At 58.3% G+C, this 24,827-nt stretch carries 23 protein-coding genes and 1 other RNA gene; 12 read left to right on the top strand and 12 right to left on the bottom strand.

The window, feature by feature from the left end; genetic code table 11:
- Positions 1-35: 35 nt before the first annotated feature.
- On the bottom strand, positions 36-1,388 hold the full coding sequence (locus tag HNI00_RS14600) for a glycosyltransferase family 4 protein (protein WP_420156365.1): 1,353 nt from the start codon (positions 1,386-1,388) through the stop codon (positions 36-38).
- Between the two features lie 184 nt (positions 1,389-1,572).
- Between HNI00_RS14600 and HNI00_RS14595 the strand changes: the two genes are divergently transcribed.
- Entirely contained in the window at positions 1,573-2,007 is a 435-nt protein-coding gene (locus HNI00_RS14595; protein WP_297077600.1) for an SRPBCC domain-containing protein, read from the top strand.
- 19 nt (positions 2,008-2,026) lie between these two features.
- On the opposite strand, the gene HNI00_RS14590 is transcribed toward HNI00_RS14595, so the two are convergent.
- Complete coding sequence (locus HNI00_RS14590) at positions 2,027-2,758, bottom strand: hypothetical protein (protein WP_316787349.1); 732 nt, start codon at positions 2,756-2,758, stop codon at positions 2,027-2,029.
- Between the two features lie 336 nt (positions 2,759-3,094).
- On the opposite strand from HNI00_RS14590, the gene HNI00_RS14585 reads away from it, so the two are divergent.
- Both HNI00_RS14585 and HNI00_RS14580 read left to right on the top strand, forming a co-directional pair.
- A complete protein-coding gene (locus HNI00_RS14585) occupies positions 3,095-4,405 on the top strand; it encodes a M16 family metallopeptidase (RefSeq protein ID WP_316787348.1) in 1,311 nt (436 codons plus the stop codon).
- Between the two features lie 30 nt (positions 4,406-4,435).
- Positions 4,436-5,305 (top strand): fructosamine kinase family protein, encoded by an 870-nt coding sequence (locus HNI00_RS14580; RefSeq protein WP_172355569.1) that lies wholly within the window; start codon positions 4,436-4,438, stop codon positions 5,303-5,305.
- 86 nt (positions 5,306-5,391) lie between these two features.
- On the opposite strand, the gene HNI00_RS14575 is transcribed toward HNI00_RS14580, so the two are convergent.
- Entirely contained in the window at positions 5,392-7,491 is a 2,100-nt protein-coding gene (locus HNI00_RS14575; RefSeq protein ID WP_316787346.1) for an amylo-alpha-1,6-glucosidase, read from the bottom strand.
- Positions 7,492-7,760: 269 nt separating this feature from the next.
- Here HNI00_RS14575 and HNI00_RS14570 point away from each other — a divergent pair, with 269 nt between their 5' ends.
- The 3 genes from HNI00_RS14570 (at position 7,761) to rimM (ending at position 9,705) form a co-directional block, all read left to right on the top strand.
- A complete protein-coding gene (locus HNI00_RS14570) occupies positions 7,761-8,363 on the top strand; it encodes a peroxiredoxin (RefSeq protein ID WP_172355573.1) in 603 nt (200 codons plus the stop codon).
- Between the two features lie 273 nt (positions 8,364-8,636).
- Positions 8,637-9,095 (top strand): hypothetical protein, encoded by a 459-nt coding sequence (locus HNI00_RS14565; RefSeq protein ID WP_316787345.1) that lies wholly within the window; start codon positions 8,637-8,639, stop codon positions 9,093-9,095.
- Positions 9,096-9,099: 4 nt separating this feature from the next.
- On the top strand, positions 9,100-9,705 hold the full coding sequence (gene rimM / locus HNI00_RS14560; protein ID WP_316787344.1) for a ribosome maturation factor RimM: 606 nt from the start codon (positions 9,100-9,102) through the stop codon (positions 9,703-9,705).
- Between the two features lie 104 nt (positions 9,706-9,809).
- On the opposite strand, the gene aptA is transcribed toward rimM, so the two are convergent.
- A complete protein-coding gene (aptA, locus tag HNI00_RS14555) occupies positions 9,810-11,156 on the bottom strand; it encodes an omega-aminotransferase AptA (RefSeq protein ID WP_316787343.1) in 1,347 nt (448 codons plus the stop codon).
- 254 nt (positions 11,157-11,410) lie between these two features.
- Here aptA and HNI00_RS14550 point away from each other — a divergent pair, with 254 nt between their 5' ends.
- Entirely contained in the window at positions 11,411-12,100 is a 690-nt protein-coding gene (locus HNI00_RS14550) for an alpha/beta fold hydrolase (RefSeq protein ID WP_316787342.1), read from the top strand.
- 80 nt (positions 12,101-12,180) lie between these two features.
- Positions 12,181-12,572, top strand: a transfer-messenger RNA (tmRNA) gene (ssrA, locus tag HNI00_RS14545).
- A gap of 138 nt (positions 12,573-12,710) precedes the next feature.
- Here the strand turns inward: ssrA and HNI00_RS14540 are convergent.
- Both HNI00_RS14540 and ahcY read right to left on the bottom strand, forming a co-directional pair.
- Entirely contained in the window at positions 12,711-13,343 is a 633-nt protein-coding gene (locus HNI00_RS14540) for an exopolysaccharide biosynthesis protein (RefSeq protein WP_316787341.1), read from the bottom strand.
- A gap of 85 nt (positions 13,344-13,428) precedes the next feature.
- Positions 13,429-14,703, bottom strand: coding sequence for an adenosylhomocysteinase (gene ahcY / locus HNI00_RS14535; protein ID WP_316787340.1), 1,275 nt, complete (start codon positions 14,701-14,703; stop codon positions 13,429-13,431).
- 568 nt (positions 14,704-15,271) lie between these two features.
- Here ahcY and HNI00_RS14530 point away from each other — a divergent pair.
- Positions 15,272-15,514: a TLTLP motif-containing protein gene (locus HNI00_RS14530; protein WP_316787339.1), complete on the top strand. Its 243-nt coding sequence runs from the start codon at positions 15,272-15,274 to the stop codon at positions 15,512-15,514.
- A gap of 297 nt (positions 15,515-15,811) precedes the next feature.
- On the opposite strand, the gene HNI00_RS14525 is transcribed toward HNI00_RS14530, so the two are convergent.
- Positions 15,812-16,774 (bottom strand): homogentisate phytyltransferase, encoded by a 963-nt coding sequence (locus HNI00_RS14525; RefSeq protein WP_316787338.1) that lies wholly within the window; start codon positions 16,772-16,774, stop codon positions 15,812-15,814.
- 436 nt (positions 16,775-17,210) lie between these two features.
- Between HNI00_RS14525 and HNI00_RS14520 the strand changes: the two genes are divergently transcribed.
- Positions 17,211-18,503 (top strand): hydroxymethylglutaryl-CoA reductase, encoded by a 1,293-nt coding sequence (locus HNI00_RS14520; RefSeq protein ID WP_316787337.1) that lies wholly within the window; start codon positions 17,211-17,213, stop codon positions 18,501-18,503.
- Positions 18,504-18,553: 50 nt separating this feature from the next.
- On the opposite strand, the gene HNI00_RS14515 is transcribed toward HNI00_RS14520, so the two are convergent.
- A complete protein-coding gene (locus HNI00_RS14515; protein WP_316787336.1) occupies positions 18,554-18,967 on the bottom strand; it encodes a secondary thiamine-phosphate synthase enzyme YjbQ in 414 nt (137 codons plus the stop codon).
- An 84-nt stretch (positions 18,968-19,051) separates the two neighbouring features.
- A complete protein-coding gene (locus HNI00_RS14510; RefSeq protein ID WP_316787335.1) occupies positions 19,052-19,360 on the bottom strand; it encodes a hypothetical protein in 309 nt (102 codons plus the stop codon).
- Positions 19,361-19,683: 323 nt separating this feature from the next.
- Here HNI00_RS14510 and ribD point away from each other — a divergent pair, with 323 nt between their 5' ends.
- Entirely contained in the window at positions 19,684-20,805 is a 1,122-nt protein-coding gene (ribD, locus tag HNI00_RS14505; RefSeq protein WP_316787334.1) for a bifunctional diaminohydroxyphosphoribosylaminopyrimidine deaminase/5-amino-6-(5-phosphoribosylamino)uracil reductase RibD, read from the top strand.
- Between the two features lie 106 nt (positions 20,806-20,911).
- On the opposite strand, the gene cofG is transcribed toward ribD, so the two are convergent.
- A complete protein-coding gene (gene cofG / locus HNI00_RS14500; protein WP_316787333.1) occupies positions 20,912-21,907 on the bottom strand; it encodes a 7,8-didemethyl-8-hydroxy-5-deazariboflavin synthase subunit CofG in 996 nt (331 codons plus the stop codon).
- Between the two features lie 123 nt (positions 21,908-22,030).
- Here cofG and HNI00_RS14495 point away from each other — a divergent pair, with 123 nt between their 5' ends.
- The gene (locus HNI00_RS14495; RefSeq protein WP_316787331.1) at positions 22,031-22,861 is read left to right on the top strand and encodes a metallophosphoesterase; all 831 of its coding nucleotides are present in this window, start codon (positions 22,031-22,033) and stop codon (positions 22,859-22,861) included.
- 198 nt (positions 22,862-23,059) lie between these two features.
- Here the strand turns inward: HNI00_RS14495 and HNI00_RS14490 are convergent, their stop codons facing one another.
- Positions 23,060-23,497 carry a peroxiredoxin gene (locus tag HNI00_RS14490; RefSeq protein ID WP_297078709.1) on the bottom strand — a complete coding sequence of 146 codons (438 nt, stop codon included), beginning with the start codon at positions 23,495-23,497 and terminating at the stop codon, positions 23,060-23,062.
- A gap of 53 nt (positions 23,498-23,550) precedes the next feature.
- A complete protein-coding gene (locus HNI00_RS14485; protein WP_316787327.1) occupies positions 23,551-24,813 on the bottom strand; it encodes a SufS family cysteine desulfurase in 1,263 nt (420 codons plus the stop codon).
- Between the last annotated feature and the right edge of the window lie 14 nt (positions 24,814-24,827).

The raw sequence follows: 24,827 nt of genomic DNA, 5'->3' as shown, positions 1-24,827 counted from the left end.
CTCTTTCCAGATGACGTTTGCGAGCGGGGCGGCGCTTAAGGATGCCAGGGTTTCGCAACGGGCGACGGCTCCATCAGCGCCCGCTCGTACTGCTGACCGACCGTTTCCCAGGTGTAGTGGGCCTCCACTAGGGCACGGGCCCGCTGAGACAACTGCTGCCGCAGCGTAGGGCTATCAAACAGACGGGCGATCGCCCCTGCATATTCCGTCGGCGTGTTGGCCCGCAGCGCCAGCGGTTCCGCCGCCTCGATGGGCAACCCCTCCAGAGCGCGATCGCTCCCCACAATAGGAACACCCACCGCCATCGCTTCCAGGGTTTTGTTTTTAATGCCAAACCCCAGCCGCAGCGGCAGCACACACACCGTTGCCTCCCGCAACACTGCACCCATCTCCGCAACCGCGCCCATCACCTGCACGCCAGGATGCTGCGCCAGCGCCCGCACTGCGGCTGCCGGACGCGCCCCCGCAATGCAAAAAGTGACTTCAGAATAGCGCGATCGCACTAATGGTAATACCGCTTCAGCAAAAAAACACACTGCGTCGATATTATGCGGCGCATCCATCGCCCCTGCGAACACCAGCCGATATCCCCCCGGATCGGCCGCGCGGGGCAAAAAGGCTGCCAAATCAATCCCATTTGGCACCACCTGTACCCAGTCGGGGTCGGCATTGGCAGCGGCAGAATCGGGCCCCGACAAAAAATCCAAAAACTGCCGCCGATCTTCCGCCGTCGTCACCACCACGCGGGAAAACTGTTGCCGAAACCGTCGCTCGTAGCGCTCGATTGTCGGCAAGTAAAGGCGATCGCGCCAGGGATTGGCCGACACACCCAGCGCCAGTTCGGCCCGCATCCAGCCGACGGCAAAGCTGTGGGCATTTAGCACCGTCCGCACCCGCCGCTGAAACGCCGGCCGCACGTACACTGCATTTGCGCCATGCTCGCAGGTCAGCACGTCAAATCGGCGCTGCTGCACTGCGTCATCCACCCAGGCTTGCAGCGCGGGGCTATGGCGAAAGGCCACGTTCGGCGGAATGCCCCAGAGGTGCGATCGCCCCAGTCGCACCAATTTGCCCAGGGAATTGCGAAATGAGTCGCCAGGAAAAGCATCCTGAGGCGATTCCCGTAGGGATTGCTTCGCGAGTCGTCCCAGTGGAAAACACACCACCCTTGCGCCCGTTGCCGCCAGTGCCGCCAGATCAGCATCCACGCTCATCGGGGGTTCCGCACCTTCAGCCAACACTTCCAAATCGGTCGCATTCACCCGCTGCGTCAGCAGGGTCACCTCGTGCCGTTGCGCCAGCCATCGCAGCAGGTGGAAGGTTCGCACCTCTGTCCCGCCGCGAGTCGGCGGATAGGGAAAGGTCGAAGACAGCATCACGATCCGCATGGGATGCCAGGGGCTTTGGGGCAGGGGTTTGGGGAATTCAAAAGACACAGCCCAACTTTAGAAAATGCGCCAATAAAGCGCCTATAAAGCGCCAGTAAAGCGTCAATAATGCACCAATAAAATGCGTAAATCCTATAGCCTTTTATTAAAAACCCCTGCACCCCCCAATCAGCAATCTCCAACAATGCCCACGCTCTATGCCAAAACGGAAATCAACGCGCCGCGATCGCACGTCTGGCAAGTGCTGATGGACAAACACCAGTGGTTTCGCTGGAACACCTTTTTCTACGACCTGTCGCCCGATCGCCCCTTTCGCCAGGGCAAAACCGTGCGCCTGTCCATTAAGCGCGTTATGGGCGAAGAAGAAACCCAGATCGAGCCGCTGGTCACGCTGGTGCAGCCGTCGGTTTGTCTGAGCCTGCGCTACACTGCGCCCGGATTTCGCAGCGAACACTGGTTTGAACTGCAAGACCTAGGGGGCGATCGCACGCAATATCTCCACCGCGAAACCCTCTCCGGCACGCTGACCACCCTGCTGCTGCCGTTTATCCGTCGGGACGAACAGAGCGGCCTGCGACGCATGGCGCAGGAGCTAAAGCGCTACGCCGAGCAAGGGTAGCAAGCAAGGGTTTGAAGCATCAAGGCTCCAGACGGTTTAGCGACGAGGCGATCGCCACGGCGGAATCTGGGTCGAGGAAGTTGCAGGCCCGCACCAGTTCCGAATCGATCAGGCCGCTGCTGAGTCGATAGCCGCCGGGTACGCCCGGAACCTCAATCCAGTCAGAAAACACAGCGTTGGCTGGAAAGGGAGAATCATCGCTGGATGGCTCGTTGTCTGCCCAATAGATGAAGTAGGGGTCGTTGGAGCGGGCGATCGCAGGTGTTTCGATGGGCCGGCTATTAGGCGGCAGCGGCCCACCAAAGCCACCGTCGCTGTATTCAATCTGAAAACAAGTGGCGATCGCACGATCGGCTGAAAACGAGCGGTAGTAGAGCGTATATTCCTTGCCCCAGTCTGGATCAGACGTGACCACGACATCGGATATATACGTCTCCGGCGGCAGAACCGTAGGCACCACCAGCGGCACGCCCAACTGCCGAATCGCAGCCCGATCGTCTGCCGAGATTTCTGCGGTGGTGGATTCGAGGGCTGCTGCGCCGGAAACGGTTGCGGCGGATGCGAGCGAGGCTTCTGGAGCCTGTCCCTTCGCAACGGGGGACGGTTCTATGGGAACGCGGGAAACACTGGATGAGCAAGCCCCCAGGGCGATCGCCCCCAGCACCATTCCCAGCATCGCCCCAAGCATTGCCCGATTGCCAGACGTATCCGTCATCTGCCGCATTCCTGCCTCCAAAACTTTCCTAAACATCTCCATCTCGCTGGATCGCGGGCAAAGTCTGTCAGACCTTTCTCAACTGCGTCGCCCTGACCGCCTGAAACCCTAGACCTTCAGCCCCCTGCCCTGTCTGCCATTCCCAAACCCAGCGCCAATCATCCCAATCATTCTTTCCTACCAGGATTCCATAGAGCGCTCCGGAAAGTGAAGTCTGCTCAGGGATTGAGGTCAGCGATTGAGCGGAATTGAGCGATTGAGCGTAATTGAGAGGGGGATGGGTAGGATGAAACTAGGAAAACTAGAGCGGCAATGCTGTTTTCAATGGTTCAGACGATTAAGATAGATTAAGAACTGTTTGTCTGTTACCCAATGACTCCAATTCCGACTGTGCTAGAGGCGAGCAAACCGCCTCGTCTCAATGCGCCAACGGTTCACCGACTCCCGGATGGGTTAACCATTGTTGCCGAACAAATTCCCGTAGAGGCTGTGAACCTGAGCCTGTGGCTGGGGGTGGGGTCTGCGGTTGAAACAGATGCCATCAACGGCATGGCGCATTTTCTGGAGCATATGGTGTTTAAGGGCACGGCCCGGCTCCAGAGTGGCGAATTTGAGCGGCTGATCGAACAGCGCGGCGCAGTCACCAATGCCGCCACCAGCCAGGACTACACCCATTACTACATCACCACGGCTCCGCAGGATTTTGCAGCGCTGGCCCCGCACCAGATCGAGGTGGTGCTAAACGCTGCGATTCCCGATGAAGCCTTTGAGCGAGAGCGCCATGTGATTTTGGAAGAAATTCGCCGGGCAAACGACAATCCCCAGCGGCGCACGTTCTACCGGGCGATGGAAATGACCTTTGGGCGATCGCCCTATCGCCGCCCGGTGCTTGGCCCTGCGTCTGTGATTGAGGCGCTCACGGCGCAGCAGATGCGCGATTTTCACCAGACCTGGTATCAGCCGCAATCCATAACAGCCGTAGCAGTCGGCAATTTGCCCGTCGAGCAATTGGTGGAGATCGTCGCGGAGGGCTTCGCGCAGACCCAGGCGCATCGGGCCCAGCCGGCCCCCCCAACGCTGCAAGAACCACTGCACACCGAGCCAGAGCCGCCGTTCCAGTCCATCCATCGCTACGAGCAGACCGACCCCACCCTCCAGCAAGCCCGACTGGTGATGACCTGGCGCGTGCCGGGGATGGACAGCCTGCCCCAGACCTACGCGCTGGACGTGCTGGCATCGGTGCTGTCGCAGGGACGAACCTCGCGGCTAGTGCGCGATCTGCGGGAAGATCGGCGGCTGGTGTCGGGCATTTCTGCCAGCAACATGACCTACACCCATCAGGGCGTGTTCTACATTTCTGCCCAGTTGCCCGCTGAGAATCTGGACGACGTGGAAGCGGCGATCGCCCAGCATATTCGTCGCCTGCAAAGCGAACCCGTCACCGACTTCGAGATTCAGCGCATCCGCACGCTGGTCGCCAACCGCTTTATCTTTGGCAACGAAACACCGGGCGATCGCGCCGGACTCTATGGCTACTATCATTCTGTCGTGGGCGATTTGCAGCCCGCCCTGCTCTATCCCACGCACATTCAGTCCGTCGAGGCTGCCGACCTGATGGCCGCGGCTCAGCAATACCTCTCTGCCGATGCCTACAGCGTGGTCATCCTCAAGCCCGAAGCCTGATCCCTAACTTTTGCTTTGCCTCCTTCCTGCATGTGGAATGCGATCGCCGACCATATCCGCCAAGTCACCGGAGCGCCACTGGGCAGCCTGCGCCAGCGTCCCGTCGGCGGCGGCAGCATCAACCAGGGCTACGCGCTGACCGATGAGCGCCACGCCTATTTCGTCAAGCTGAACCAGGCGGCTCGCGTGGCGATGTTTGAGGCAGAAGCTTTGGGCCTGCGCCAGATGGCGGCCACCCACACGATTCGCGTGCCGCAGCCGCTCTGTTGGGGCACGGCGGACGGCTCGGCATATCTGGTGCTGGAGTGGCTAGATTTTGGCTATGGCACGCACCGCAGTTGGGCGGAGATGGGGCGCAACCTAGCGGCGATGCACCGGGTTACGAGCGATCGCGGCTTTGGCTGGGATCTGGACAATACCATCGGCTCTACGCCCCAGCCCAACCCCTGGACCGCAAGCTGGGTCGATTTTTGGGCAGAGCATCGCATCGGCTACCAGCTTCATCTGGCAAAAAAGCGCGGGGGTCATTTTCCAGAGGGCGATCGCCTGCTAGACGCAATTCCCAAACTGCTGCAAGGGCACGATCCTCAGCCCTCCCTGGTACACGGCGATTTGTGGTCGGGCAATGCGGCCGTCACCCAGCTAGAGGAACCCGTGATTTTTGACCCAGCGACCTACTTTGGCGATCGCGAAGTCGATCTGGCCATGACGGAACTCTTCGGCAGCTTCCCCAATGATTTCTACCGCGCCTACAACGAAGCCTTTCCCCTGGAACCGGGCTACGCCCAGCGCAAAACGCTCTACAACCTTTACCACATCCTGAATCATTTCAACCTCTTCGGCAGCGGCTATGAAGGCCAGGCGCGGCGGATGATGGAGGGGCTGCTGAGGTTGGCCTAATCTCGATTCTGGATTTGCGATTTTGGATTCTGGGGCATTTGTCCAGCGTTTGCGGCTTGGGTCGAGAAGGCAGGAGGAGTGAAGCCCTAACGTCCCACTCCCAGGTCATTCCAATGCCTGACCAGTTCGGCAACAGACCAGGCCTGGGCGATTGCCCCTTGCGGATCGTGCGGCGGGTCGCCGTCAAAGATTTCAGAAATGGAGCCGAGGCAGGCCTGGTTTGCAAAGTGATCGAGCAGAGGCTGGGCATCCCAGGGCAGCGCTTCACCAGGATAAAACCGCTGCCACGCCCGGATGAAGGGGCCGATCAGCCAGCTCCAAACCGTCCCCTGGTGATAGGCGTGGTCGCGATGCACGGGGTCGCCGATGTAGCGGCCGACGTAGTGGGGGTCGCTGGGGTCGAGCGATCGCAGTCCGTAGGGGGTCAAGAGGCGATCGCGGGCGGTGACCAGCGCCTTTTTTCCTTGCAGATCAGAAAAGCCGCAGTGGGTGAGCGAGAGGGCGATCACCGCGTTGGGGCGAATTTGCGTATTGGGACTGTCGCCGGGGTCGATCAGGTCATAGAGGTAGGCCAGTCGCCCGTTCCAGAACTTTTGCAGCGATGCCTTTACCTGTTCGGCCTGCTGCCCATAGCGGCGGGCGTGGTTGGCATAGTTGGCGGGTTCCTCGCCGTTGCCGCCCTTTTCCGCTAGCCAGGTGGCCCAGCGCTCCGCCCAGCACAGCGCCGAATACCACAGCGCGTTAATTTCCACACATTTGCCCTGGCGCGGTGTGGCGGGTTCACCATTTACCACCGCATCCATCCAGGTCAGCGCAAAACCGGGATGCTCCCAGGTCACCAACCCGTCCATCGCGTCGATGCGGATATTGTAGGACGTGCCCGTGGCGAAGGACTTGTGAATTTGCCGGACGACGGGATATTGCTGCACCAAAAAGTCCCAGTCTTGGCTGGCTTCCAGGTAGAGGCCCAAAACCTCGACCCACCACAGCGCCGCGTCGATGCTGTTGTAAATTGGGTGTGCGCCGTTGTCTGGGAAGGTATTGGGAATCAGACCGCCCTGGCAGTATTTACCAAAGGATTCCAGCAGCCCCCGCGCCAGGTCAAATCGCTGCGTTGTTAGACATAGCCCCGGCAAGGCGATCAGCGTATCGCGGCCCCAGTCGCTAAACCAGTGGTAGCCCGCGATTACCGTCGGGCCGCAGATGGAGGCGCGATGGGCGATGAACTGATCGCTGGCGCGGAGCAGGGCTGCCAGCATGGATTCTGCGGGGCTGAGATGGGGCGCGGCGAAGGTGACGGCGGGCGATCGCCCCCGGTCGGTCGGCTTCAGCATCGGCGCAAAGACTTGTCTGAGTCGCGCCTGCTCTGCCTGGAACGCGGTTTCAAACGTCTCATTGCTGGGCGGCACGAAGGGCCGCAGTGGGTTGATGATGCGGACGCGGGCCTCCAGCACCAGACTTTGCCCCGGATGGAGCAGTATTGCCAGATGCCCCGGACTGTACAAATCCTCGCGATCGCCCAGACCACGCCGCGTCTCTTCGGGATAGCGATAATCCCAATACCACGTCCCGTCGGGATAATAGTCGCCCTGGCTCCAGCTCAGTTGCCAGGACGTTCCCACCCAGTTGCCCCGCGTCGCCTGGATCGACACGCGGTTGGGTTCCACCAGTTGCGAGAATTGCAGGCCGGGTTCGGACTCTGGGCTGTGGTGCTGCTGATGGTGAAAGTTGCGATCGCCCACCAGCGGCCGCAGGTTAACCCAGGCAGGCTCCCGGCCGGCATAGCGATAGCGAATGTAAACCTGATGTCGCAATCGGGGTTCGGGCTTGCCGTCGGGGTTGGGCAACAGCCCGTGCGTCATCAAAATTTCGCGGGTCAGCGTCCAGTTTGATGTGCCCCACACCCACGTCGGCACAGGGTCAATCGAAAAAGATTGCAGCAGCTTGTAGCCTACTGGCGACACCGACCCGCTGCCCCAGTAGTTTGTGCCCAGCGGGTAGCCCTCGCCCACCACATCCAGGTAGGCTTCCACCCGCGACAGCAGCAGCGTCCGCTGGCCCGGTGGCGACACTGCCGCAAACAGCCATCCGTGATAGGTGCGGGTGTGCGCGTCGGCAACCGTACCGCTGGCAAAGCTGCCCAGGCCGTTAGTCAGGAGCCATTCGCGAGTGTCGAGAAAATCCATAGGGGTCTAAGGCTCAGTGAACCGCCAGTCTACTACAGGCTCAAGGGGCGAAGAATTAAGACTGTCTAAGGTAAATAGGGGTGGGGGATTAAAGTTTTGGAACCGAGCTGAAAACTTAGCGACAAACTTTACTCAAAATCGTTATGACTATGATATAGTCGTAACAGTTCGCAATCTGGGAATTGTGGCAAGGCAATGCCGACCATTTCCCGCCAGATTATCTAAGGAAACTATAGACGCATTAGGAAGTTCTAAGGAGAGTACGTTTCATGACTCACAGCACCGAATGTCTTCGCGTTGGGCAAGCAGCACCTGACTTTACCGCCGAAGCGGTGGTCGATCAAGAATTTAAGACCATCAAGCTGTCTGACTATCGCGGCAAATACGTCGTTCTGTTCTTCTATCCTCTGGACTTCACCTTTGTCTGCCCGACGGAAATCACCGCTTTTAGCGATCGCCATGCCGATTTCAAAGCCATCAACACCGAAATCCTGGGCGTATCGGTAGACAGCGTGTTCTCTCACCTCGCCTGGATTCAGACCGACCGCAAGAGCGGTGGCGTGGGCGACCTGAACTATCCGCTGGTGGCAGACATCAAGAAAGAAGTGAGCGCTGCCTACAACGTGCTAGATCCCGAAGCAGGCGTTGCGCTGCGCGGTCTGTTCATCATCGACAAAGACGGCATTATTCAACACGCCACCATCAACAACCTCGCCTTTGGTCGCAACGTGGATGAAACCCTCCGCGTGCTGCAAGCAATCCAATATGTGCAGTCTCACCCCGATGAAGTGTGCCCTGCCAACTGGAAGCCCGGTGATGCCACGATGAATCCTGACCCTGTGAAGTCGAAGGATTTCTTCGCCGCTGTGTAGGTTTGGTGTCAGATTTGGCTGTCTCGGTGAGCGTTCAGCAATGAAGGCTCTGTAATTGCAAAACTGGGGGTGCAATGCACCCTCTTTTTTTTGGAAAAAAGCACAGATGCCGTTTCTCTCTAAACTAAAATCCATAGCATCGCACCATCAACGTTAGGACTTACGCAGTTGGACGATTTCTCACAGGCGCAGCCCGCGAGAAATCGTCCAAAACCCAGAAAACCTATCGCAAGTGCCTAAGTACTGAACGTTTTTAAGCAACAGGAGTGAACCGTGAGGATTTTGTATGGGCTTTCGGCGGCGGCACTGGTGACGCTGGGCGGCATGGGCACAGCAGGGGCAAATCTGCCGCTTCAGGTGGGGGCGTATCAGGCGGAAAATCGCAGCGTCCGCGTAGCAGCGCTGAACAATCGCCTCTGTGTGCAGTTTTTTGCGCTGGGAACCATTGTCACTGCATCGATTAACCGTAGGCCAGATCGCCTGGGGATTTATAGCATTCACCGAATGAACCAAGTACTGGTGCAGCCCGACGTGCGATCGCTCTTGATTGGCCCACCCCACGAACTGGTCGCCTATACGCGGGTCGAAAACGTGCCTCCAGGGGTCAATCTATTCATGCAAGAGTGTCTCACCTCCCGGCGGGATTATCTCAACCAGACCAACGCGGTTGGCAGCCTGGAGTTCGTGCCGGGCCCGGCAGGTCTGTATTCAGACAGGATTCTAGAGGACTGAGCGTATGGCATCGGAACCTGCTAAATCCACAAACGCTCAATCCACAAACGCTCAATCTATAGACGCTACAGACCCAGACACGGAGTGGATGGAGGTTGGGCGCATCGTCGGGGCGCAGGGCCTCAAAGGCGAAGTGCGCGTTTATCCCGATTCTGATTTTCCAGAGCGGTTTTTGGAACCGGGGACGCGCTGGCTGCAAGGGCCAGGAGAAGCCACGCCCCGGTTGGTCAAGCTAGTCGCAGGGCGCTTGCTGGCAGGCAAGAATCTGTACGTCGTGAAGTTTGCCGAGGTGGGCGATCGCACTCAGGCAGAGGCGCTGCGCGGCGCGGTGATGCTGGTTCCGGCGGGCGATCGCCTGCCCCTAGAAGAAGACGAGTTCCACGTCCGCGACCTGATCGGACTGGAAGTCTGGCACCAGGTCACGCAAACCCAAGTGGGCACGGTCACTGACCTGATCGCCGCAGGCAATGATCTGCTAGAAGTGAAACTGTTAGCGCCGCAGGGTAAAACGACTACCGTGCTGATTCCCTTCGTGAGGGCGATCGTGCCCGTGGTCGATTTGCCCAGTCGTCGCCTCGAAATCACCCCACCCGATGGACTCCTGCCTTGAAGGGAAGCAAAGCCTCAGAAGTTTTCTCTTACTCTTACTTAAGGGAGATTTAAGGATTGAGGGAGATTTAAGGGCGATCGCCTCACCAAGACTCAAACCAGCCCTTAGGCCGTTGCCTTCAGCAGGTCAGTCAGCATCGACACCATCTGGTCAATATGGTGCTTCTCGATCATCAGCGGCGGCGATAGGGCAATAATGTCGCCCGTGGTGCGGATTAATAGACCCTGCTCATAGGCCCGCACAAACACATCAAAGGCGCGGGCGGTCGGCTTGCCCGGAATCGATTCTAGCTCGATGCCGCCCACCAAACCCAGATTGCGAACGTCGATGACGTGGGGCAGCCCCCTCAGCGAATGCAGCGCTTCCTGCCAATAGCCCGACAGGTCGTTTGCCCGCTGGAATAGGCCCTCTTCTTCGTAGACATCCAGCGTCGCTAGGGCCGCCGCGCAGGCCACCGGATGTCCAGAATACGTATAGCCGTGGAATAGCTCGATGGCGTTTTCGGGCCCGTGCATAAAGGCATCGTAGATATGCTTGCGGACGAAAACTGCGCCCATTGGCACGGTGCCGTTGGTAATGCCCTTAGCGACGGTAATCATGTCTGGCAGCACGCCAAAATAGTCTGCCGCAAAGGGCGCACCCAGCCGCCCAAAGCCCGTAATCACCTCGTCAAAAATCAGCAAAATGCCATACTTGTCGCAAATTTCCCGCAGACGCTGCAAGTAGCCGACAGGAGGGATCAGCACGCCCGTCGAACCCGCCACAGGTTCCACAATCACCGCTGCAATGTTCGATGCATCGTGCAGCGCCACAATCCGCTCTAGGTCATCGGCCAGGTGTGCGCCCCAGGCGGGCTGTCCTTTGCTGAAGGCATTATGTTCCAGATTGTGGGTGTGGGGCAGGTGGTCTACGCCCGTCAGCAGCCCGCCGAAGAATTTGCGAACCGTGGGAATGCCGCCGACGGAGATGCCGCCAAAGTTGACCCCGTGATAGCCGCGCTCGCGCCCGATCAGCCGCTGGCGAGTGCCGTCGCCCTTAGCCCGATGATAGGCGATCGCAATTTTCAGCGCCGACTCCACCGCCTCCGAGCCAGAGTTGGCGAAAAACACATGGTCGAGATCCCCCGGCAGCATCTTCGCCAGCCGATCCGCCAGTTGAAACGCGCCCGGATGCCCCATCTGAAATGCTGGAGCATAGTCCATCGTGTTGACCTGGCGGCTGACGGCTTCGGCAATTTTGACGCGGCAATGTCCGGCGTTGACGCACCACAGGCCCGCCGTGCCATCCAGCACCTGCCGCCCATCGACAGTCGTGTAGTGCATGTCCTTTGCGGCGACAAACAGTCGAGGATTTGCCTTAAACTGTCGATTAGCAGTAAACGGCATCCAGAACGCTTCCATGTCTGTAGCGCTGCCGAAAGGGGAATTGGAGTAGGTTAATTCTTGCACCATAATGCTGGGTCGCTCCTCGCCAAGTGGCTTCAGTTAAATAGCCGTCAAACGCCTGAAATACTTACGATTCAGCCATTCTAGCGCCAGCTTTGACCACCTATCCCCAATTATGACCATCCGTTAACACGGCGTAATACAGATAGGTTTGTAGAAAAGTAGAATAAAATAGCTTGAACCTTTGTTTAGCTTGCCCTAAATCCCATTCCCCAAAAATGGATGGATTTGTATCTCTTAAATGCTGACAAACAGAATTAATGAGCAAAGTTGAAAACGAAATCAAAACCATCGTCTTGGTGCATGGTTTTTGGGCGGACGGCTCTTGCTACCGTGAAATCATCCCGACGCTCTTGGCAGAAGGCTATGAAGTTGTTGCCGTTCAAAACCCATTGACTTCTCTAGCAGACGACATTGCAGCTACGAAACGTTCTTTAGATCGGATCGAAGGGAGCTGTATTTTGGTGGGCCATTCATGGGGTGGTTTTGTCATTACCGAAGTTGGCAATGACGAACGGGTTTTGGGCTTGGTATATCTTGCTGCACTTGCACCTGATACTGGTGAATCCATGATGGATTTGATGAGTAAGTACGGCGCTCCATCGCCCCATTTTCAAGAGCAGAATGGCTTCGTTTGGATTTCCAGAAAAGGCGTTGAAGAAGTTTTGGCGCACGATCTTTCAGAAGTAGATCAGGCATTACTGTATGCAGCCCAAACTCCGCCCTCCGTTTCTCTGATGGCAGCCAAAGCAAGTTCGGCGGCATGGAAACACAAGGCAAGCTGGTATGTTTTAGCAACGGAAGATAAAGCAGTTCCCCCAGATTTGCAGCATGAATTATCTCAACGAATGGGTGCAGAAACGACTGTCGTAAAGTCAAGCCATTTCCCGATGATTTCGTATCCGCAAGATGTTTTGAATGTAATTAGGAAGGCGGCGACAAATTGTTGAGAATGGGCAAGCCTAGCATGGGGTCGCGCCATTTCTTCATACCCTTGCTATAATGTGATGAGGTACACAGATGCCCTCATGGGGCTGTCACGGTTTCGACGTTTTGGCGAACACTACCTTGTGATGCAGGCCGAGAGCGGGCTACCTCTCGTTAATCAATGGCTCAAACCAACGTACATGCGAACAACATCGTACCTTTTGCTCGTAAGCGCGTAGCTGTTGCTGCCGCCTAACAACCTCCTTACGGTTCGAGCGTCTGCGATTTGACTCCGTTAAGGATTGCAGACCAACCCCCAACGGATGCTCCGGATGATTGTCTCTGGTCAATCTCCGGCTAAGACTCTACCAGAGCATCCCACTGTCCGGGATAAGCGACAGTCCCCGCCCTGAGGGTTACCGGGGCTAAGCCTGTGAATGAGTGAGGTACTAATACCCAGGACGGACAGGAGTTCGACTCTCCTCAGCTCCACTTCTCGCAAAAGGCGCAAAGCCCCGAAGCTTAAGAACTTTGGGGCTTTGTTGTATTTGTTGTAGGAATAGGGTGTATTTGTTGTGGAAATAGAAGGACTAGGAGCGATCGCCCTTTCCGTTTACCCACCAACCTCTTCGGTTACCCGCCAAAATTCAGCACAGTTTCCTTGAACAGGTCGATCGCGGCGCGAACAGCCGTATAGCCAAAGGTGAGTACCGCCGTGGTCAGCGTTGCCCCCATGACGCACAGCACCAGTCCGCCCAGGCTGATTGCGCCATCGTCGTCTAGCAGTCCGAACCCGGTGACGAAAATGCCCATTGCGGGCAGCGTGTTGGTCAGGGGGATGGGGATCATCATGGAAATGGCCATGAGGGCGATCGCCACGCCAATCACCATGCGCCCCGGCAAGCTCGTACAGACGGGCGTGAGTCGGGGACGGGACAGCGCCTCAATTCGCCGCAGCCAGGGTAGCCCAGCATTTAGCACGCCCTGCACCTGCTTCAAATCGAGCGCGTGCTGCTTAAACTTTTCGGGAAACCAGGGCGTTTCTCGCCCCGCAATCAACTGCACCGCCAGCAAAAACAGCAGAATCCCGAAGGGGACAGAATAGCCCGGAGCCGGAATCGGCAGCGCCGATGGCAGCGCCAGCAGCACAAACAAAAAACCAAAAATTCGCTCACCCGCCAGGTTCAAAATATCGGCAAGCGTGACTTTTTCGGGCGGGTTTTCGTCAAAAAAATAGCGTTGCAGTTCAGTTGAGAGTCGAGCCACGTTTGGGGGAAGGGATGAGGGGTGGGGGTTTCCTGTTTCGGATAGGATGCACCCGAAACAGGAACTAAACTTAGGCCTTTAAAGCCTAAGTGCCGGAAGTCCAGGAGTTAATGTACTCAATCTGCTCAGGGGTGAGCGCGTCGATGGCGATGCCCATTGCTTGCAGCTTCAGGCGGGCGATCTCTGCATCAATTTCCTGAGGAATCGAGTGCAATCCGGGCGAAAGCTTGCCCTTGTTTTTCACCAGGTATTCGCAGGCGAGGGCCTGGTTGGCAAAGCTCATATCCATCACGGCGCTGGGGTGGCCTTCGGCAGCGGCCAGGTTGACTAGGCGACCTTCGCCCAGCACGACAACCGATTTACCGCTGGCGAGCTTGTATTCTTCGGTGAAGGGGCGGACAGTTTTCACTTCGGTGGCGCGTTCCTTCAGGGCGACTAGATCAATCTCAATGTCGAAGTGACCAGAGTTGCAAATGATCGCCCCATCTTTCATGCGGTCGAAGTGTTCGCCGCGAATGACGTGCTTGTTGCCCGTGACGGTGATAAACAGATCACCCTGGGGAGCGGCGATCGCCATTGGCACCACCCGAAAGCCATCCATCACCGCCTCTAGCGCCTTGATGGGGTCAATTTCGGTGACGATTACGTTTGCGCCCATGCCCCGTGCCCGCAGCGCCGTGCCCTTACCGCACCAGCCGTAGCCTGCCACAACGACCGTTTTGCCTGCCAGCAGGATGTTTGTGGCGCGGATAATGCCATCCAGCGTGGATTGGCCTGTGCCGTAGCGGTTATCAAAGAAATGCTTGGTATCGGCATCGTTGACATTCATCGCAGGGAAGGTCAGCACGCCATCCCGCAGCATCGCTTGCAGGCGGACGATGCCCGTTGTGGTTTCTTCCGTGGTGCCGATCAGGTCAGCAATTTGATCCTGACGCTCTTGAATCAGCGTGGCCACTACGTCGCTGCCATCGTCGATGATCAGGTTAGGGCGGTGATCCAGCGCGGTCTGCACATGGCGATGGTAGGTGGCGTTGTCTTCGCCCTTGATGGCAAAGACGGGGATGCCGTAGTCGGCTACCAGGCTAGCGGCCACGTCGTCCTGCGTAGACAGGGGGTTGCTGGCGATGAGCAGGGCATCGGCTCCGGCATTTTTGAGGGCGATCGCCAGATGAGCCGTTTCCGTGGTGACGTGGCAGCAAGCGACGAGACGAATTCCTGCCAGCGGCTTTTCAGCAGCAAAGCGGTCTTGAATCTGGCGCAGCACGGGCATTTCCCGTCCGGCCCACTCAATGCGCTGTTTCCCCAGGCTTGCCAGGGACAGATCTTTGACTTCGTGTTTTACCTGAGTTGTCGTGGTCATTGAGGTTCGAGGTTGAGGGTTTGCATGTAGAAATTTATGCCAGGACGATCTTAACGCTCTTGACCCCGAACACCTAAAAAGTTGGCGCGGAAGTTGGAGCAGAAGAGGCTTGCGCGGGTGGAGAAGCCCTAAAAACTACTATCGGGAATCCGTATTTGCGTCCTTGTATCAAGTAGATACGCTATGCAGCATAGTGAAAATAGATGGGCAAGCGCAGACAGGCTGCTAGCTTTGGTTTGCGTTTTACTGCCGTCTTCGGGCAGCTTAGGCCGGAGGATGATTGCAGATACTAGCAGCGTTAATTGGTTTAAGTAGCATCAATAACTTTCTCTTATGAAAGTTTCGGATATGATGATACCTAAGGACAGCGTGTTCAATCGCTCTTTCCCATTAAGCTGGGTAAGCGTCAGGTCAGCGCTCTGGTTTTCCTGAAGTTGCAGGAAATCTGGGGGCTTCTCCGTTTCCTAGCGCCAGCCCAGACCTGGACTCGAGTTCTGTAGCTTCAAAGCTGCAACTCTAGACATACTGAGGGTTTTAGGCTGTTTGTCGAGTTCTAAATCATCAATTTATGGAACCTGGTAGTCGAAACGACACCTCTCCTGAACCCCCGCTTTACCGCGCTGCTGAGATTGCAGGCACTTTTATCGCCGTGTTGACGCTGGTTGTTCCTGTGGCGGCGATCGCCTATTTTTCAACCCCGACTCCGCCATCGTCGCTGCCGACTCGAACCACCCAAGCGCCGACGGTCACCGTACCAACAGTTACCGAGTCATCCATTTGGAATCGCCACCATCCCCTACAGCCCAAATAATGACAGGACTTACGCACTTACGATTAAGTTTGCTGGGTTTTGGGCTATTTCTCGCGGGCTGCGCCCGCGAGAAATAGCCCAACTGCGTAAGTTCTCAATGAAGCACTTGTGAAGCACTCGTCAGGCGCAGAGGCTAGGGGCTGGCATCATGGTCTACCCAGCATGGCTACCCGGCATGTCTACCCAACATCTGGTTTCTGGGGAGGTTCAGCCCCTAGCCTGATTTGTTTGGCCGGGCGCGATACGGCTGAATCCTCAGGGCTTCTGAAGTTAACGTATCGGAATTAATACCGCGCTCTAGGGCTTGCCGAGCCAAAGGGCTATGGGAAAGATCAGGTACTCCAGGAAAAACAGCTTCCAGATGAACTGATAGAACTGGGCGATCGCTCTGCGGTCGTCTAGATTGACCTGTCGCTGTTGCCACCAGAGGGCCGCCAGCGCCAGTCCGTGCGTCGCCACCAGCCAGCCCGTAGAGGCGCGAGACAGAGCAGGGGCAGCCACAATGATGCCCCCATAGCAAGCGCTGATCAGTCCCAGCACGATGCGAAACACAGGGCGCTTACCCAGGCTGAGGGCAAAGGTACGGATGTGGTAGCGGCGATCGCCCTCCAGGTCGGGAATGTCTTTGCAGAGGGCGATCGCCCCCGTGAAGCCAAGAATGAACAGCGTCAGGGCCCAAACTTCTGCCGGAATGCCGCTGGGCAGCCCCAGCCCGTTGCTAAAGTGCAGAAACAGCCCCAGGTTTACAATTGCGCCGCGCACCGTGAAGATGCACAGCGAGGCCCACACGGGAAACCGCTTCAGACGGATGGGCGGCAATGAGTAGGCTGTGCCAATCAGCAGGCTGAGTCCGACCGTCGCCAGCAGCCAGGGCCCACCCCCCGCCGCCAGCATCAACGCCAGCAGCCCACAAGTTGCCACAATTGCCCAGCCCTGCTGCCGCGAAAACTCGCCCGATGCCAACGGCAGGTGCGGCTTGTTGACCCGGTCAATATCCACATCCTCAAGCTGGTTTAGCCCGACGATGTAGACATTACCGCAGAGACAGGCGAAGAGGGCAATTCCCACAAGGATCGCTTCGCGAATCGCCACGGCTTCCCACGAGGTACTGAACGGTTGGGCAACCTGAGCGCGGGCGATCGCAAAAATTCCCGCCACGCTGAGCGTTGTCCCAATAATCGTATGGGGGCGAGAAAATTTCCAAAAAGCGTAGAGCGCAGTAGATGCGGTAGAAGCTGACTTGGGCGAACGATCATCCATTAGAAATTCACTAAGCGTGTATGGGTCTAGCGGGTGCAGGATCTGGTGCAACATCTGATGCAACTTCTGGCGCAACATCTGATGCAACTTCTGGCCCAACATCCGGTGCAACGGATCATGCAATCATGCAAAACATTCAACTCCCGCCTCCACCGTGCCGATCCTCGGTCAGCAGATCAGTGGAAATACGGGAAATCCTGTCAGGACTTAGGATAGTTCACCTGTTGGGCAATCGCACGTTCCCTGCCCAAAAGTCCCGTGGCCAGTCCGAAAAACTGACCCGCTTTTTCCCGACTCGCAAATTTGCTGCATAACCTGGGAATCAAGGGGGTTAGGGTTCACAAAGACAGAGCCAAGTCAGGACTGACCCGCTCGAAGCCGCCGAGCCTAAATCCCTCAGCCCTCCAACTCTCAACTCACGCTCTCACCGCCACCCATGTCTACCTACGCCCAGCACGCCGGCCAGCACCTCGCGCAACTGCTCCAGTCGCGCACCGTTCCTCAGCTTGAGCAAGCCCTCCAGCCCAAGCCCCAGGAGCCACCGCCCCAGTTTCCTGGCGGGTCGCGGATTACGCCTGCTGCCGTCGATCGCCGCTGGAAGTCCCTGGGCGCAGCGGAGAATCTGCAAGCTGCCCTGCTCGATCCGCAAACGGCTGAGCAGATGGAGGCTTACCGCAACAACATTGAGAACTTCATCGGCACGGTCAAGGTTCCTGTCGGTATCGCCGGGCCGCTGCGGGTGAATGGCCTGTTTGCCCAGGGCGATTACTACGTGCCCCTGGCAACGACGGAAGCGGCGCTGGTTGCCTCCTATAGCCGGGGGGCACACCTGCTAACGGCGGCGGGCGGCTGCACCACACTGCTGCTCAATGAGGGTCTGGGTCGCGCTCCGGGCTTTGCCTTTGCCAATTTGATCGATGCAGGCAAGTTTGTCATGTGGGCGATCGCCCAGCAAGACACCTTCCGCCAAGTCGCCGAAGCCACCACGCGCCACGGCAAGCTGATCGACCTGCGGGTAACCGTCGAGGGCAACCACGTCTACCTCGACTTCCAGTTCACCACGGGCGATGCCTCCGGGCAAAACATGGTAACCATCGCCACCCAGGCCATTTGTGACTACATTCAGCAGCACGCGCCAATCCAGCCGCAGTATGCCTTCGTAGAAGCCAACCTGTCGGGCGACAAGAAAGCCAGCGCCCAGTCGTTTCTGTCGGTGCGCGGCAAGAAAGTCACCGCTGAGGCCACACTGCCCGCCGATCTGGTCGCAAAATGCCTGCACGCCACGCCCGCCCAAATGGTGGACTATTGGCGCATGTCAGCCCTAGCGGGCACGCTGACGGGCACTATCGGCGTGCAGGGCCACTACGCCAACGGCCTCGCCGCCCTCTATCTCGCCTGCGGCCAGGATGTCGCCTGCGTCGCCGAGTCTGCTGTGGGTGTCACCCGGTTTGAAGTCACGCCCGACGGTTCCCTCTATGCCGCTGTGACCCTGCCAAATCTCGTGGTGGGCACGGTCGGCGGCGGCACGGGGCTGCCCAGCCAGCAGGCGTGTCTAACCCTGCTGGGACTGGCTGGTAGTGGTCACGCCCGCGCCTTTGCCGAAGTTTGCGCCGGACTGCTGCTGGCAGGCGAACTTTCAATCATCGGCGCGCTGACTTCCGGTGAGTTTACCCGCGCCCATGAGCGGCGGGCCCGACGAAAGGGGAGCGGAGAGGGAGAGCGAGCGTGAAGGGATGGGATGGTTTTTACTTTCTTCGCTCCTCCGCCAACACCCAACCCTCACTCTCCCCACACATGCACCACCAACTCCCGTGTATGACTGTGGCGGCGATGTTCCCAGATGTAGATGCCCTGCCAGGTTCCCAACAAGAGCCGACCGTTACCCACAGGGATTTGTTCGGAGGTATGGGTTAGCACGGTGCGGATGTGGGCGGGCATGTCGTCCGGCCCTTCGGCACTGTGAATGTATTGATAGCCTTCGGGAACCAGTTTTGACAGAAAGGTTTCTAGATCCCGCAACACGTCGGGATCAGCATTTTCCTGAATGATTAGGCTGGCAGAAGTGTGGCGCAGGAACAGATTGCACAGTCCGGTGCGAATGCCCGACTCGGCGACGACCTGCGCCACCTGAGCCGTGACTTTTTGCAGCGTTTTGCCCTGGGTAGAGATGCGGAGAATTTGCTGGTGCTGCATGGTCAAGGCGGAGTTCTGTTGAGACGGATTTATGCTGAGGCGGATTTACGTTGAGGCAGATTTATGTTGAGGCGGAGTTAGGAATCAGGAATCGGCGTGGAATTTGCGGGATTGCCAGACGTAGAGCCGCCAGATCAGCCGACACAGGGCGTAGAAGGCAACAGTGAGCAAGACCACACCCAGCGCCAGGAAGACGAATTGCAGCAGGGCACTGAGAAAGACGGCGGCGACGAGGGCGATCGCCATCAGGTTCACCACCCAGTCAAACGGGGTGCGGCGATGGGGAGCGATCGCCTCTGGGCAAAACGGCTGGGGATACAGCACCTCCGACTCCTCAGCAGACAGGTCTGAACAGGGCAGCGGCTTGGCGAAGGTGGACTGGACGACATTCATGAATCGTCAGAGTATTCGTCATCATCAACGCGAACCATTTTGACCCAAAGTGGGAAGACTGAGCAGTGTTTGCAGTGACATAAATTTTGCAGTGCCACGAAGAATGCTACTCGTGCCACGCCGCTGCGCTAGCCTGGAAACGCAGCAGGCGATTGCCGCCTACACTTGCCTAGGCCCCTTCTGGGATCGATCGTTCACCGGTTTCCTGCGGGAGGAACTAGTAAGCACTGCCGACCATTGGACGACAATCGAGGGCAGCATGGTTCCCTTCTAGAGCAGATTTTAGAGAATTTTGGGAATTAACCTTACGCGCTGATTGGAACATGGCATTGAATCAGGACGAGAGCGACTCGCAAAGCGATCCCTCCGAGAATCGCCCGATGATGCGCCGCTGTTTGGAGCTAGCCCAGCGGGCCCGGGGCCAGACGGCTCCAAACCCGATGGTGGGCGCGGTGGTGGTCAAAGACGGGCAAATCGTGGGCGAAGGCTTTCACCCGCAGGCGGGGCAGCCCCACGCCGAAGTATTCGCGCTGCGACAAGCGGGCGATCGCGCTGCGGGTGCAACGGTTTACGTCAACCTGGAGCCGTGTAGCCACTTTGGCCGCACGCCGCCCTGTGCCGATGCGCTCATTGCGGCGGGCGTGGCGCGGGTGGTGGTGGGCATGGTCGATCCCAATCCGCAGGTGGCGGGGCGCGGGCTAGAAAAGCTGCGGGCGGCGGGCATTGCCGTCACAGTAGGCGTAGAGGAAGCGGCCTGTCAGGCGCTCAACGAACCCTTTGTCTACCGCATCACGCACCAAAAGCCCCTGGGCATTTTGAAATATGCCATGACGCTGGATGGCAAAATCGCCACGACGACGGGCCATAGCGCCTGGGTTACGTCGCCCGCCTCGCGCCAGGTGGTTCATGAGCTGCGGGCCGGGTGCGAGGCCGTGGTCGTAGGCGGCAACACGGTGCGCCGCGACAACCCGCTGCTGACCAGCCACGGACAGGGCCACAATCCGCTGCGGGTGGTGATGAGCCGCCATCTCGATTTGCCCGCCGACGCGAAGCTCTGGCAGACCGACGAAACGCCCACCGTCGTTTTCACCGAAACGGGCGCAAATCCCGACGTTCAGCAGCACTTGCAAAAACTTGGCGTGGAGGTGGTGGAGCAGGCGGATTTAACGCCCGCAGCGGTCATGGCGAATCTCTACACGCGCGGCGCAATGGCTGTGCTGTGGGAATGTGGCGGCACGCTGGCAGCAAAGGCGATCGCCGATGGGTCTATCCAAAAAGTCCTCGCCTTTATCGCACCCAAAATCATTGGCGGCGCAGCGGCTCCGTCTCCCGTCGGCGATCTGGGTTTGACGCTGATGACCGAGGCGATCGCCCTGGAGCGCGTCCAATGGCGGGCGATCGGGCAGGATCTGCTGGTAGAAGGGTATTTGAGAGGGAGGGAGTGAGGGAAGAGGGAAGAGAGAAGAACGAAGAGAGAAGAACGAAGAACAGAACCTCTTCGTTCTTCTCTCTTCGTTTTTCGTTCTTCCTTTTCCGTTCTTCCTTCTTCCCTCACCCCCTCATCTCCAACACCTTCTCCCTAACCCCTGCACACAGCCAGTCGTCGTATTGCGGATACACGGGCAAGCGGGGCACGAGTCGCCAGCCTCCGGGCCGAATCTGCGCGGCTAATGCATCGGCTTTTGGATGGGCATAGTCAGGATTCACTTCATCAATGGGGCTGATGCCGCCGAGGTCGGTGGCTCCGGCGGCGAGGCAGTCCAGCAGGGTTTGGGGCGACACCAGGTTGGGGGGAATTTGGAGGGCGATGTCGGCGGGGAGGATCTGGCGGGCGATCGCCACGGTCTCTGTCAACCGTTCCGGCGCAAAGGGGTCGCCGATTTCGGTCTGCGAGGAACCGGGGCTGTGGGGCTGCAAGATCACCTCCTGGATATGCCCATAGCGGCGATGGAGGCGGGCGATCGCCGTCAGCGTGTCTACCCAGTCGGCCGCCGTTTCGCCAATCCCCAGCAGCAGCCCCGTGGTAAAGGGAATCCGCAGTTCTCCCGCCCACTCAAGCTGTTGCAGGCGGACTTCTGGCTGCTTGCTGGGTGCATGGCGATGGACGGTCTGCATCAGGGCAGGCGTGACCTGCTCCAGCATTAGCCCCATCGAGGCGTTCACCTGCTTCAACTGCGCTAGTTCTTCATAGCTCAGCGGGCCGGCGTTGGTGTGCGGCAAAAAGCCCAGCCGCAGCGCCAGGTCGCACAGGTCATAGATTCGCTGAAACCAGGCAGTCCGACGATGACTTTTGGGATGCACCTCGCCGCTCAGCACCAGCGCTTCAATGACGGAGCCACGGGGGAGCGATCGCAGCCTGAATTCTGCCTGTTCCAGCGACAGCCACCGATCGGTTCCCGGCTCGGCGCGAAAGTTGCAGTAGGTGCAGCGATTAAAGCATTCGTAGGTCGGAACGAGCGTGTAGGACGGGCTATAGGTGACGCGGCGCATTTGGACGGACGCTGGCAGGGAGGTTAATCCAGATGAAGTTTGCAATACTGTGGACATGACCCATCGTGCGGCAGTGTGAGCGTTAAGTGTCAGCGTTAACAGCATTATTAATTTCAGCATTAACCGAATCTGCCCCTGCCCTAATCCTCCCATTGCCCTGATACAAACCCTTTTCCCACAATGCACCCCCTGCTCACGGGCCCACTCACCCTCGAAAGCGTCACCGTTCACATCGCCGACCTGCCGCCCTCCTGCAACGGGCTACGAATTGCCCAGCTTTCCGACTTTCACTACGACGGGCTGGGCCTGTCGGATGAATTGCTAGAAGAGGCGATCGCCCTTGTGAACCGTCTCCAGCCAGACCTGGTAGCGCTGACAGGCGATTTTGTCACCCACGACCCCAGCCCCATCGAGCCGCTATCCAAGCATCTCAAGGCGCTGCACAGCCGACTGGGACGCTTTGCGGTGCTGGGAAATCACGATTCCTATCGACCCGGCGCGGCGGATTATATTACTCGCACGCTCACTGCGGCCGGCATCGAGGTGCTGCGAAACCAGATTGCCTATCCGCTGGGGGATGCCCTGCCGCTGGTGGGGCTGGCGGATTTTTGGTCGAAGGCGTTTTCACCCAAGGTGCTGGAATCACTGCCGTCCGACAGGCCGCGCCTGGTGCTGTCGCACAATCCCGACAGTGCGGCGGCGTTGGCTAACTATCGCGTAGACTTGCAGCTTTCGGGCCACACCCACGGCGGGCAGATCGTGATTCCTGGCGTGCGATCGCCCCAGCAGTTGTATTTTGACCTCTGCGCCAAGCTGCCCTGCGCCGTTCGCCGCTGGCTGCCCTTTGGCCATAGCGCCTGTGTCCGCATCGTCCGCCATTGGGACTGGGCCCAGGGATTGCATTCGGTCGGACGCAATCAGCTTTATGTGAATCGAGGTCTGGGCACTTACTTACCCGGCCGCTTTCTCTGCCCGCCAGAGGTAACGCTGCTCACCCTCCGCCCGTTTTGAGGAATGCTGAATCGAAGCAATCTGGAATCAAAACAAGACCACCAAAGCGCAAAGTGCTGCTCACGAAAGGCAACGGATGAGAGCAAGCTCCAAGATCCGTCACCCTACGCCAAGCAGCACTCTGGGCGATCGCCTTAATCATGAAAACTGACATGAAAACTGACACGTCAGCGAGATGTCAGCGAGATGTCAGCGAGATTACAGTCCCAAATCTGCAAGAATATCCGTTGCGTGGGTTTCGGTCTTGACCGAATCATACACCTTGGCAATCTTACCTTCACCATCGATCACATAGGTCACGCGCTTGGAATAGCCGCCTCCGTCTACATCGTAGGCGCTGGTCAAGATGCCGTCCACGTCTGCCAGCAGCGGGAAGGGCAGGTTGAACTTTTGCGTAAAGGCCTGGTGCGAGGCTTCGTCATCGCGGCTCACGCCGAACACCACGATATCTTTGCCCTGGTAGGCGCTATAGGCATCGCGGAAGCTGCACGCCTCCTTGGTGCAGCCGGGGGTGTCGTCCTTGGGGTAGAAATACAGCACGACGGTCTTGCCTGCGTAGTCTGCCAGAGACACCGTGTTGCCGTTCGTATCTTTGACCGTGAAGCCAGGGGCGTGAGCGCCAACAGAAAGAGCCATACCAAAAATCCCTTAAGTGTACACTCCGTCACAGATTGTAAGGGTAAAGTGGCTTATCCAAACACACTGCCAAAAAACTCGATCGCCTCCTTCAGCGCCGCAATGAAGGTGTCGATTTCTTCCTTGGTGTTGTAGAAGTAAAGGCTGGCGCGGGCAGTGGACTGGGCTTTGACCTCACGGTGCAGCGGCTGGGTGCAGTGGTGTCCGGCGCGGATGGCGATGCCTGCCTGGTCGAGAATGGTGGACAGGTCGTGGGGATGCACTGCGCCCGTAGTAAAGGCGGCCAGGGCAGCGCGTCCTTCACCACGGGCATTGGGACGGGGGCCGTAGACGCGGACTTCGGGCAGTTCTGCCAGCCGCTGGAACAGGTAGGCGGTGAGGTCGGCTTCGTAGGCGTGAATTTTGTCCATGCCGATGGCGCTCAGGTAATCGACGGCCGCACCGAGGGCGATCGCCTCTGCAATGGCTGGCGTTCCCGCCTCGAACTTGTGGGGAATGTCAGCATAGGTGGCGTGGTCGAGGAACACATCGGCAATCATCTCGCCGCCCCCCAAAAACGGCGGCATTGCCCGCAGCACCTCTTTCTTGCCGTAGAGGAAACCAATGCCCGTAGGCGCACACATCTTGTGGCCCGAAGCCACCAGCCAGTCGCAATCCATCGCCTGCACGTCAATCGGCATGTGGGGCACGCTCTGGCAGGCATCGATTAGCACCTTCGCGCCGACCCGATGGGCAGCGGCGGCGATGTCCCTCACAGGGTTGATGCAGCCCAGCGTGTTGGATACATGCACCACCGACACTAGCCTGGTTTTGTCCGACAGCAGCGATTGATAATGCTCAAAGTCAAACTCTTCCGTCTCCGTCAGCCGCACAAACTTCAGCACTGCCCCGGTCTTTTGCGCCACCAGTTGCCAGGGAATCAGGTTGCTGTGGTGTTCCATCACCGTCAGGATGATTTCGTCTCCCGGTTGCAGCGTGTTCATGCCCCAAGCGTAGGCGACGAGGTTGATGGCTTCGCTGGCATTGCGCGTGTAGATGATTTCTTCGCGGTGGGCGGCGTTCACAAACCGCTGCACCTTATCTCGCGCCCCCTCGTAGGCATCGGTGGCCAGCCCGCTGAGGGTATGCACGCCGCGATGCACGTTGGAGTTATAGCGTTTGTAATAGTCCTCCAGCGCATTCAGCACCGCCAGCGGCTTTTGCGACGTGGCGGCGTTGTCAAAGTAAACCAGCGGCTTCCCGTGAATGTCCTGGTGCAGGATGGGGAAGTCGGCGCGGACTTTGGTAGCGAGGGTGCGTTCTTGGGCGAGGGTCATGGCAGGGGTTTGGG

This window comes from Thermoleptolyngbya oregonensis NK1-22 (assembly GCF_032705245.1).
GTDB lineage: Bacteria > Cyanobacteriota > Cyanobacteriia > Elainellales > Elainellaceae > Thermoleptolyngbya > Thermoleptolyngbya sichuanensis.
This window is presented reverse-complemented; position numbering and strand designations above follow the sequence as displayed.

Excerpts from the sequence above, each read along its gene's own strand:
- HNI00_RS14600 (WP_420156365.1), bottom strand. The coding sequence starts at position 1,388 with ATGCGGATCGTGATGCTGTCTTCGACCTTTCCCTATCCGCCGACTCGC.
- HNI00_RS14595 (WP_297077600.1), top strand. The coding sequence starts at position 1,573 with ATGCCCACGCTCTATGCCAAAACGGAAATCAACGCGCCGCGATCGCAC.
- HNI00_RS14590 (WP_316787349.1), bottom strand. The coding sequence starts at position 2,758 with ATGTTTAGGAAAGTTTTGGAGGCAGGAATGCGGCAGATGACGGATACG.
- HNI00_RS14585 (WP_316787348.1), top strand. The coding sequence starts at position 3,095 with ATGACTCCAATTCCGACTGTGCTAGAGGCGAGCAAACCGCCTCGTCTC.
- HNI00_RS14580 (WP_172355569.1), top strand. The coding sequence starts at position 4,436 with ATGTGGAATGCGATCGCCGACCATATCCGCCAAGTCACCGGAGCGCCA.
- HNI00_RS14575 (WP_316787346.1), bottom strand. The coding sequence starts at position 7,491 with ATGGATTTTCTCGACACTCGCGAATGGCTCCTGACTAACGGCCTGGGC.
- HNI00_RS14570 (WP_172355573.1), top strand. The coding sequence starts at position 7,761 with ATGACTCACAGCACCGAATGTCTTCGCGTTGGGCAAGCAGCACCTGAC.
- rimM (WP_316787344.1), top strand. The coding sequence starts at position 9,100 with ATGGCATCGGAACCTGCTAAATCCACAAACGCTCAATCCACAAACGCT.
- aptA (WP_316787343.1), bottom strand. The coding sequence starts at position 11,156 with ATGGTGCAAGAATTAACCTACTCCAATTCCCCTTTCGGCAGCGCTACA.
- HNI00_RS14550 (WP_316787342.1), top strand. The coding sequence starts at position 11,411 with ATGAGCAAAGTTGAAAACGAAATCAAAACCATCGTCTTGGTGCATGGT.
- ahcY (WP_316787340.1), bottom strand. The coding sequence starts at position 14,703 with ATGACCACGACAACTCAGGTAAAACACGAAGTCAAAGATCTGTCCCTG.
- HNI00_RS14530 (WP_316787339.1), top strand. The coding sequence starts at position 15,272 with ATGGAACCTGGTAGTCGAAACGACACCTCTCCTGAACCCCCGCTTTAC.
- HNI00_RS14525 (WP_316787338.1), bottom strand. The coding sequence starts at position 16,774 with ATGGATGATCGTTCGCCCAAGTCAGCTTCTACCGCATCTACTGCGCTC.
- HNI00_RS14520 (WP_316787337.1), top strand. The coding sequence starts at position 17,211 with ATGTCTACCTACGCCCAGCACGCCGGCCAGCACCTCGCGCAACTGCTC.
- HNI00_RS14515 (WP_316787336.1), bottom strand. The coding sequence starts at position 18,967 with ATGCAGCACCAGCAAATTCTCCGCATCTCTACCCAGGGCAAAACGCTG.
- HNI00_RS14510 (WP_316787335.1), bottom strand. The coding sequence starts at position 19,360 with ATGAATGTCGTCCAGTCCACCTTCGCCAAGCCGCTGCCCTGTTCAGAC.
- ribD (WP_316787334.1), top strand. The coding sequence starts at position 19,684 with ATGGCATTGAATCAGGACGAGAGCGACTCGCAAAGCGATCCCTCCGAG.
- cofG (WP_316787333.1), bottom strand. The coding sequence starts at position 21,907 with ATGTCCACAGTATTGCAAACTTCATCTGGATTAACCTCCCTGCCAGCG.
- HNI00_RS14495 (WP_316787331.1), top strand. The coding sequence starts at position 22,031 with ATGCACCCCCTGCTCACGGGCCCACTCACCCTCGAAAGCGTCACCGTT.
- HNI00_RS14490 (WP_297078709.1), bottom strand. The coding sequence starts at position 23,497 with ATGGCTCTTTCTGTTGGCGCTCACGCCCCTGGCTTCACGGTCAAAGAT.
- HNI00_RS14485 (WP_316787327.1), bottom strand. The coding sequence starts at position 24,813 with ATGACCCTCGCCCAAGAACGCACCCTCGCTACCAAAGTCCGCGCCGAC.